Consider the following 7,585-nt stretch of genomic DNA (forward strand, 5'->3'; position numbering starts at 1 on the left):
TGTCCTGCACGGTGGTGGTGCCGTTGCGCACCTTGGACACCATGTCGTCGAAGGCCTTACTTCCGGCTCCCGCAAGTCCGGCAAGCGCACGGCTGCCCTGTTCGCCGAACAGCTGGTAGGCGGCCGACATCCGCTCGCCTTCGTCGGGGATCTGCTGCAGCGCCGCCTGGGTGTCGGTGATGATCGACATGAACGGGCGCAGCTTGCCGGACGTGTCGGTGATCGCGATCCCCAGCTCAGCGAACTTCTTGGCGTGGCGGGGAGAGGCCATCGAATCGAGCAACGCGGCGAGGCCCGTGCCGCCGACGGATCCCTTCTGCCCGGCCAGGTCCAGCAAGGCCAGGGCCGCGGTGGTCTGTTCGACGTCGAAGTTCATGCGGTGCGCCGACGCGCCCGCATAGGTCATGCCTTCGCCGATCGACGCGATCGAAGCGCTGGACAGATCGGCGGCCTTCGACAGCGCGTTGGCGGTCCGGCCGGCCTGATCCATGGACATGCGGAATTGGTTGATCGTCGAGATCACGATCTGCGCGGCAGCGTCGGTCGCCATGCCGTCGGCCTTCGCCGCGGCCATGATCGGCGCCGCGGCGTACTTCAGATCGCCGATCGCCACGCCGGACTTGACCAGTAGCTCGAGGGCCGCGGCGGCGTCGGCGGTGCTCTCGCCGAAGTCCATCGCCAGCGTCTTGGCCAAGCCCTCCAGCTCGCCGCGGACCTTGCCGAACTCGGTCTTGCCCAGCGCAGTGCCGATCTTGCTGATCGCGTCGTCGAAGCGGACAGCGGCGGCCACGCCCAAGCCGATCGCCGCGGTGGATCCCAGCATCGCCGGCATGGCCGCGCTGAAGGCCTGGCTGCCGCCCTGCTTGATCATGGACAGCCCGCGCCCCACGCGCTCGAGCGACTTGCGGGATCCGTCGATCGCGGCCTGGAAACGGCCGACCTTGCGGGTGGCGTCGCCGGCCTCGAACTGCAGGAGCGCCCCAAGGCCGATGTTCTCCAGTGCCATCCGTACGCCCCAGCTACCGCTTGCGGTACGCCCGTTTGGCTGCCTTCACCTCCCGATCCTTGCGATCGTTCAGCATCCGGCGCCATTCGGATCGGTCTTCCGGGGACGCGTCAGCGAGATCCCACGTGAAGGCCCCGTCGGAGTCGTAGCATAACCCGAAGATCTCAGCACGGATCTGCTTCAGGCTCCTCCACGGCCAGAAGCCTTCCCGGAGAAAAAAGCGTCGTACGTCCAGGACAAAGACTGCCGGACGCGCGATCCGCAGTGCGGGCAGAACTCTTCGATCGCCAGCTGCGGGCCCAGCGTCTCCGCGTCCAAGGCCGACGCGATCGCCTCGAGATCCCGCTTGGTGAGATCCAGGGCCGACTCCGGCAGGGGGGCGGCCAGCGGCTTGCCGTTGATCCCGCAGATCGCCTGAGCCGCGGCCCGGACCTTGAGCATGCCGGTGTTGATCGAAGCGGTCTGCGTTTCGTAGAGCGACCACCGCAGGGGGGCGATCGTCACGGTCCGCACGTCTTCGCCGCGCCAGTCGAAGCCGTCCAGCAAGGCGACCTGCTGCCGCAGATCCTCGCCGTCGTCGGCCACGTTCAGCTCGAGGGACGCGAGATCGGCCGTGTAGACGAACTCCGTGCGGCAGGATCGGCATTCCAGCTGCATGTCGAAGTCGTCGCCCATGGCGGCCCGGCGCAGCTGGATCCAGGTCTGGAATACGTCGCCGGCGTAGGCCCGGGCGAGGTACAGGCGGCGTTCGCCGATCGACAGCTTGGTGAAGTCGGCGCTGCCCCATTCCGTCAGGAAGTGGGCCATCGCCTCGGACGCGAAGGCGGCCGGGGTGATCCCGCGGTTCCGATCGCGGATAGCGCACACGGCCTTTTCGTCGGCTGTGCGCCAGGGCTTGAAGGCGAACGTGCGTCCGTGCGTCTCCCCGGCGGGGATCCCGAACGACAGCAGATCGCCGCGTTCACCGAAGGTGGTCTTCTGCATGGTCAGTCCGTGCGCACCGCCCTACCCGACAGCGCGCGGAAAGTGGCCCACGACGATCCCGGGGGGGCTACACCGGATCCATCGTGTCGGCGACGAACGACAGCGCCAGCACGGCCATTTCGCCTTCGTTCTCGATGTCGAGATCGGGCGTGGCGCGCTTCTTGGGGTACAGGCCGGTCAGGGCCCACGATCGGCGGATCTTGCCGGTGCCCGATTCCTGGATCAGCGTGCCGGCCTTCTTGTACGTCGGCGACACGGGATCGCGGCACTCGCGCCACCAGGCCTCGATCGCGGCGACCTCGACGGTGTGGTGCAGCGGCAGCTCGGCGTCGAACTCGATCGCCTTGGTGTTGCCGCCGGTCGCCGTGGTGCGATCGGGCAGCGTGACCGTCTCGAGTTCCTCTTCCAGCCCGCCGATCTTGGTGAAGGTCAGATCGGGCAAGCCCGTGACCTTCAGCTTGAACTTGTTGAGCGGGATGTGGTCTTCCTTGATGGATCCCTTGATCGCCATGCTGGCCTCTCACCCGCCCCGGTGGGGGCGGTCTCGTTCGCTGCTGACGCCCTAGGCGCTGACGTTTTCGGACACGCCCATCTTGCCGATCGTGAAGATCACCCGCTCGGCGAACCCGGTGATGCGCACCGCGATCTCGGCGTTCAGGTTGCCGGCGTCCTCGTCGGCGGCGGTGTTGTTCTCGTCGTCGATCTTGATCAGGCAGGCGTCGTCGAAGGCGTTGCCGCGCAACGCCCGCTTCTGCCACTCCTTGACGAAGAACGTGCGCAGATCGGTCTTCAGGCTGTCGCGCGTGTCGGGATCGTTCAGGGCGAACACCACGTAGTCGAACTGATCCAGCAACGTGTGGATGTAGTGCGACAGCTGCAGGCGCTTGCTGCGGAACTTCTCGCCGGTCGCGCCGGCCAGCGTCCGGCCGCCCCAGACCACCGCCGTCGTGCCGCGGAACTTCACGACGTTCAGCCCCTTCGGGTTCAGCGCCTCGCCGTTGACCGGATCCTCGCCGGTCGGCAGCGAGATCACCCGCTGCAGCACGGCGTCCACGCCCGCGGCCGGCGCGCAGTAGTGGCCGTTGGCGGCGGCGTACTTGGCGTCCAGGCCGAAGCGAGATCCCACGAGCGGCACCGACTTGAGCACGCCGGACTTGTCGGGATCGCGCACGTTGCCGTAGCTGGGAAACAGCGTGCTCGCGTCCTCGCCCCGGCCGATCGTCGTGTCGATGAAGTCGATCGCGTCCTGATCGTTCAGCTTGTTCGCCGGCTCGATCACCTCGAACAGGTGCGCCTTCGCCGCGGCGTAGGCCAGGCCGGCCTGCTGCACGGCGGTGCTGGTCACGTCCGGGCAGGCGGTCAGCAGCACGCCCTTGCTGTGCGGCACCTTGTTGAGCGGGCTCGATCCGATCGCCAGCGCTGCCAGGTAGTCCGCGTCCGCGGGTGCCGCGCCGTCGTAGCCGCCGCCGCACTCGTCGGCGAACTGCAGGCCGGCTTCGGTGCCGTTGGTGCCCTGGGTGACCGCAACCGACAGGCCGAGGATCGTGTAGGCGTGGGTCAGCTGCGTCTTGATCGCGATCGACGATCGCTTGCCGCCGCCTTCGTACCAGGCCGACGACAGGCGCAGGAACTTGTCCCCGGCGTCGTCGGTGTAGACGCTGGCCGGGTTGACCGATCCGGCGGGGGCGTAGACCAGATCGAAGGCGGCGTTGATCTCGGCGACGATCGCCGCAGTGGTCACCGCGGCGCCGGCCGTCAGCGTGACCTCGACGTCCTTGCGCCCGTCGGCCGACAGCAGCAGCTTGTCGTTGTTGCCGGCCACGACGGCGAAGCCGGCGCCTTCGGCGACGGTGCCGGTGACCACGGCCTGCACGGGAGCCAGGCCGGCAACCGTCGGATCGCCGTCCAGGGTGACCTTGCGGTAGGTGGCGGACCGCACGCGGATCGCGGTCAGCGGCTTGGACTTCGCGTCGGGGAGCACGTAGGCGCCCGGCAGCACGGCCGAGGGCAAGGGCGCGATCTCGACGACGAACTTCTTGGTGTCGGCCGGCGCACCGCCCGTGTGATCGATCGTGATCTTCGGCAGCCACTTGAGCCACTTCGCGTGGGTGGCGCCGGGGTTGTACTGCTTGGCGATCTGCTCACCGGCCCCGACGGTGAAGTCGGGCAGGCTGGTGACCACGCTCTTGCCGTACAGCCCCGTGGCGGTCACGACGTACTTCGTGGTTCCCAGGGCCCACGTGAAGGTCAGCTTGACCGGCAGGCCTTCGTACGCGGTGCCGAACTCGACGCCGACGACGGACACCTTGGCGTCCTCGACCGACGTCACCTGGAAGGGCAGGAAGGTGATCGATTCGGAATCGATCGCCGACGGCATGCCGTACCAGTTGGCCGGGCGGATGTCGGGGACGTTGGGCGTGCTGCCGTTCCAGAGATCCACCGCCTCGACTTCGAAGTTCAGCGGATCGTCGTTGATCACGGACTTGAAGTAGCGGGGGCTGGCCGAGTCCATGGCGAGATCGGAGTAGACCAGCTTGCGATCGCCGTCGACGTAGATCTCCAGGCCGAACTCGTTGCCCGGATCGATCGTCGCGTTGATCACCTTGACCGCCAGCGCCTTGCGGACGCCGTTGGTCTCGACCTTGGCCCCGAGCGACAGGCTGTAGCCGAGATCCACGTTGGCGCCCATGTCGGTCGCCATGGTGGCGCCGGTCTCGACGGTGAGCACGCCGGCCGCGTTGTTGGACAGGACCTTGTAGGTCTTGCCGGAAACGGCGTCGAGTTCCAGGGTCGCGCCCTTCCACTCGTTGGCGAGCATGACGGTTTCGGTGTCGATCGTGGTCGCGGTGATCTTGCCGGTGGCCGACACCGCGGCCCGCAGCTTGCGCGCCCGGCCGCCCCAGCGCCCGCCGTTCTTGGCCTTGATCTGCAGGAGGGGCAGCTTGATCTGCGCCTGGCCGTCGAGATCGGACTGGGCCGCGCCGAAGCCGGTGCCCCAGTGGCGGCTGTAGAGCTTGAGATCGGAAGCGACTTCGTGGCCGTCGGTGACGCGCACGCAGACGAGCTCGCCCGCGCCGCCACCGTGCAGCCAGTAGTCCTGCGCGCAGTCGGGAACGACCGAAGCGCCGGTCGTGGCGTCGGCGCCGATGCGCCCGCCCAGGCGGCGCGCGAAGGCCTTCTCGTTCGGGGCGTACGTCACGCCGTTGGCAAGGCCGCGTTCGAACGGGCCGATGAAGCACCCGACGCCCAGGGCTGCTGCCTGGATCGGCGGTCGCGGCTGACCTTCGCGAACCGCCGTGCCCGCCCCATTGACCGCTCCGAAGCTCCGGATCGCCATCGTGTCCTCCGCCTTACTCGGCCGTTGCGTCCATCGATCCGCTCACCGCCAGCCGCCCGATCCCGTGGCCCGCTTCCGCCGGGAAGATCCAGCACGGCACGTTCACCAGCCGGATCGCCCCTTGTGTCTCCGCCATGTGGATCGCGTCGGGACGCGGGGATGCGTCGATCTGGCGATCTACCACTAGGTCCGCGGCAGCGTCCAGGGAAGCGATCCGCAGGGTTCTGTTGCAAGCGATCCACGCCTTGACAGCATCGGACAGCCGCACCAGATCCAGCCCGCGGTTGGCGATCATCCGCAGGCCGATCACGAAGTCCGATTGGCGCGGGGCGGGGACCACAAGAGCCGCCAGCGTGCCGACGTTGACCGCGGACTGCTTGACCGTCGACTGCGCCCGGAACTGCTCGGTCACGCTGTCGATCGCGATCGCGGGCAGCCGCGAGATCTCGTTGAAGTCCGGGTGCGTCGTGTAGGCGACTTCGGGCTGGGCGGCCAGGCGGATCACCACCTGGTGCCCCGCGGTGACCGCGCCGGTCAGCGTCACCACGTGCGAGGCGGTGTTGTAGCCCGACAGCAGATCGGTCAGGTGCGTCGGATCCGCGGTGTGGTCGAATACCGCCGTCACCGCGTCGAACTGCACCGGCTCGGCCTGCGTCAACACCGCGTCGAGATCCGCCGTCGTGCCGCCCGGCCAGGGCAGCACGACTTCCACCGGGACGCGGATCGTTTCCAGTTGCACGATCAGCGATCGGTAGATCAGTTCTTCCAGATCGCTGAGAATGTCAGCGTCGAACAGCAGTTGCACCGATCGGACGGTCGGGGTGTAGCTGGCGTCGGTGGTCTTGAGGTTGAACACCAGGCGCAGCTTGCGGCTGGTGACCGGGAAGGTAGGCAAGTGCGCCTGCAGATCGGCGTGCGTGTTCCACTGGCCGGCGGCGGCTGCGACCCAAGCGGATCCGTTCCACCAGCGATCCGTCGTGCCGTCGTTGCACCGGTAGCGGACCGTGCCGACGATCGTGCCGTCGACGGTGGGTTCGTCGGCGAACACCTGCACCGCGCGCCAGCTGCGGACGGCCGTCGGGTTGATCTCGGGCCCGCGGATGTAGAGGTTGGCGTCGGTCGGGTACTTGCCGGCCGCGTTGGGGCGCAGCCGCAGGACGTGATCGGTGGGGTGCACACGGATCTTCGCCGGGTCGCTCAGCTGCAACAGCGGGCGATCGTGGAAGGGGAACTCGATCCAGCGGCCGATCGTGCGCATGTCACGCTCCCTTGGGGCTGATCGTCCGCTGCACCGCGTCTTCCCAGTTCTTCTTCAGCTTGGCCTTCAGACCGGGCTGCCCAAGCGCGATGTTGATCCAGGGCCTGCCCTTCACGACGATCGCTGTGGTCTCGGGCTTGAGCGCCGCCCAGGCGACCTTGCCCTTGGTGCGCGCCCACAGTTCTTGTGCCCGGCCCGTCAGGTGCTTCGGATCGCCAGATCGTGAGGCTTGGGCCAACGCCTGGAACAGCCCGCGCATGGCCGGCGTGACGCGCATCGTGAAGCCTTCGTGCAGCTTCTCGCCGATGTTGATCAGGTGCCCGTCGGCACCTTTCCGGCCCCGCAACAGCCCGGCGAAGCCGGTTTTCCAGTTCGCCTTGACGCTCGTGATCGCCTTCCAGAGATCCGCCTTGTCGATCAGCGGCTTCGTGCTGCCCTTAATGTCGATCGTCAGCGGAGCGTTCGCCGGGGCGACTCCGCCCTTGATCGCCGTGCGCATTTCGCGGGCTACCAGCATGCCGTTCAGCGCCGTCGCTTTGCCGACTTCCCGCTCGAGCTTCTTGGTGAACGCGCCGGGCTTGAGCGCCGCGGACAGGTTGCGCCAGCTCTTGGACAGCTTCACGCCGGTCGGCATCGGATCACCCTTGCGCCGTCGACGTGCAGCTACTTGCCGGCCGGACGATCGTCCAGCCCAGCGGTCTTCAGCAGATCGGCGAGATCGTCGACGTGCAAGCAGTCCACCATGCAGGCGTATTCGTTCGCCGTCTGCACGACGGCAATGTTGCCGTTGCAGTAGTCGTTGCCCGGCACGGCGCCGTGCAGGACGCCGAAGGCCACGATCTTGCCGCCTTCCAGCCGGACCACCTTGTCACCGTTCTGCGCCTCGCGTCCATTGCGGTAATGCATCATCCTCACCCTTGCGCCGGGAGGTTCGCCCCCGGCCGTCGATCCGTGAAGTAGGCCCGGCGCATCGTCGCGCCGTGCCCGGGGTAGTGCCCGG

The 7,585-nt window shown here is 67.8% G+C and carries 7 protein-coding genes; all 7 read right to left on the bottom strand.

Features of this window, described 5'->3' with window-relative positions; all coding sequences use genetic code 11:
• Nucleotides 1-1,006, bottom strand: a 1,006-nt coding sequence (locus WC493_RS20610) for a phage tail tape measure protein (protein ID WP_373068057.1), incomplete at its 3' end; no start/stop codon positions are given.
• Nucleotides 1,007-1,186: 180 nt separating this feature from the next.
• Nucleotides 1,187-1,990 (bottom strand): hypothetical protein, encoded by an 804-nt coding sequence (locus WC493_RS20615; RefSeq protein WP_373068059.1) that lies wholly within the window; start codon nt 1,988-1,990, stop codon nt 1,187-1,189.
• A 67-nt stretch (nt 1,991-2,057) separates the two neighbouring features.
• Nucleotides 2,058-2,501, bottom strand: coding sequence for a hypothetical protein (locus tag WC493_RS20620; protein WP_373068061.1), 444 nt, complete (start codon nt 2,499-2,501; stop codon nt 2,058-2,060).
• 51 nt (nt 2,502-2,552) lie between these two features.
• Nucleotides 2,553-5,327 (bottom strand): hypothetical protein, encoded by a 2,775-nt coding sequence (locus WC493_RS20625; RefSeq protein ID WP_373068063.1) that lies wholly within the window; start codon nt 5,325-5,327, stop codon nt 2,553-2,555.
• Nucleotides 5,328-5,340: 13 nt separating this feature from the next.
• A complete protein-coding gene (locus WC493_RS20630; RefSeq protein WP_373068065.1) occupies nt 5,341-6,585 on the bottom strand; it encodes a hypothetical protein in 1,245 nt (414 codons plus the stop codon).
• Nucleotide 6,586: 1 nt separating this feature from the next.
• Nucleotides 6,587-7,219 carry a hypothetical protein gene (locus WC493_RS20635; protein ID WP_373068067.1) on the bottom strand — a complete coding sequence of 211 codons (633 nt, stop codon included), beginning with the start codon at nt 7,217-7,219 and terminating at the stop codon, nt 6,587-6,589.
• Nucleotides 7,220-7,248: 29 nt separating this feature from the next.
• On the bottom strand, nt 7,249-7,585 hold a 337-nt coding region (locus WC493_RS20640; protein ID WP_373068069.1), incomplete at its 5' end, for a hypothetical protein.

Source organism: Zavarzinia sp., assembly GCF_041650655.1.
Classification (GTDB): domain Bacteria; phylum Pseudomonadota; class Alphaproteobacteria; order Zavarziniales; family Zavarziniaceae; genus Zavarzinia.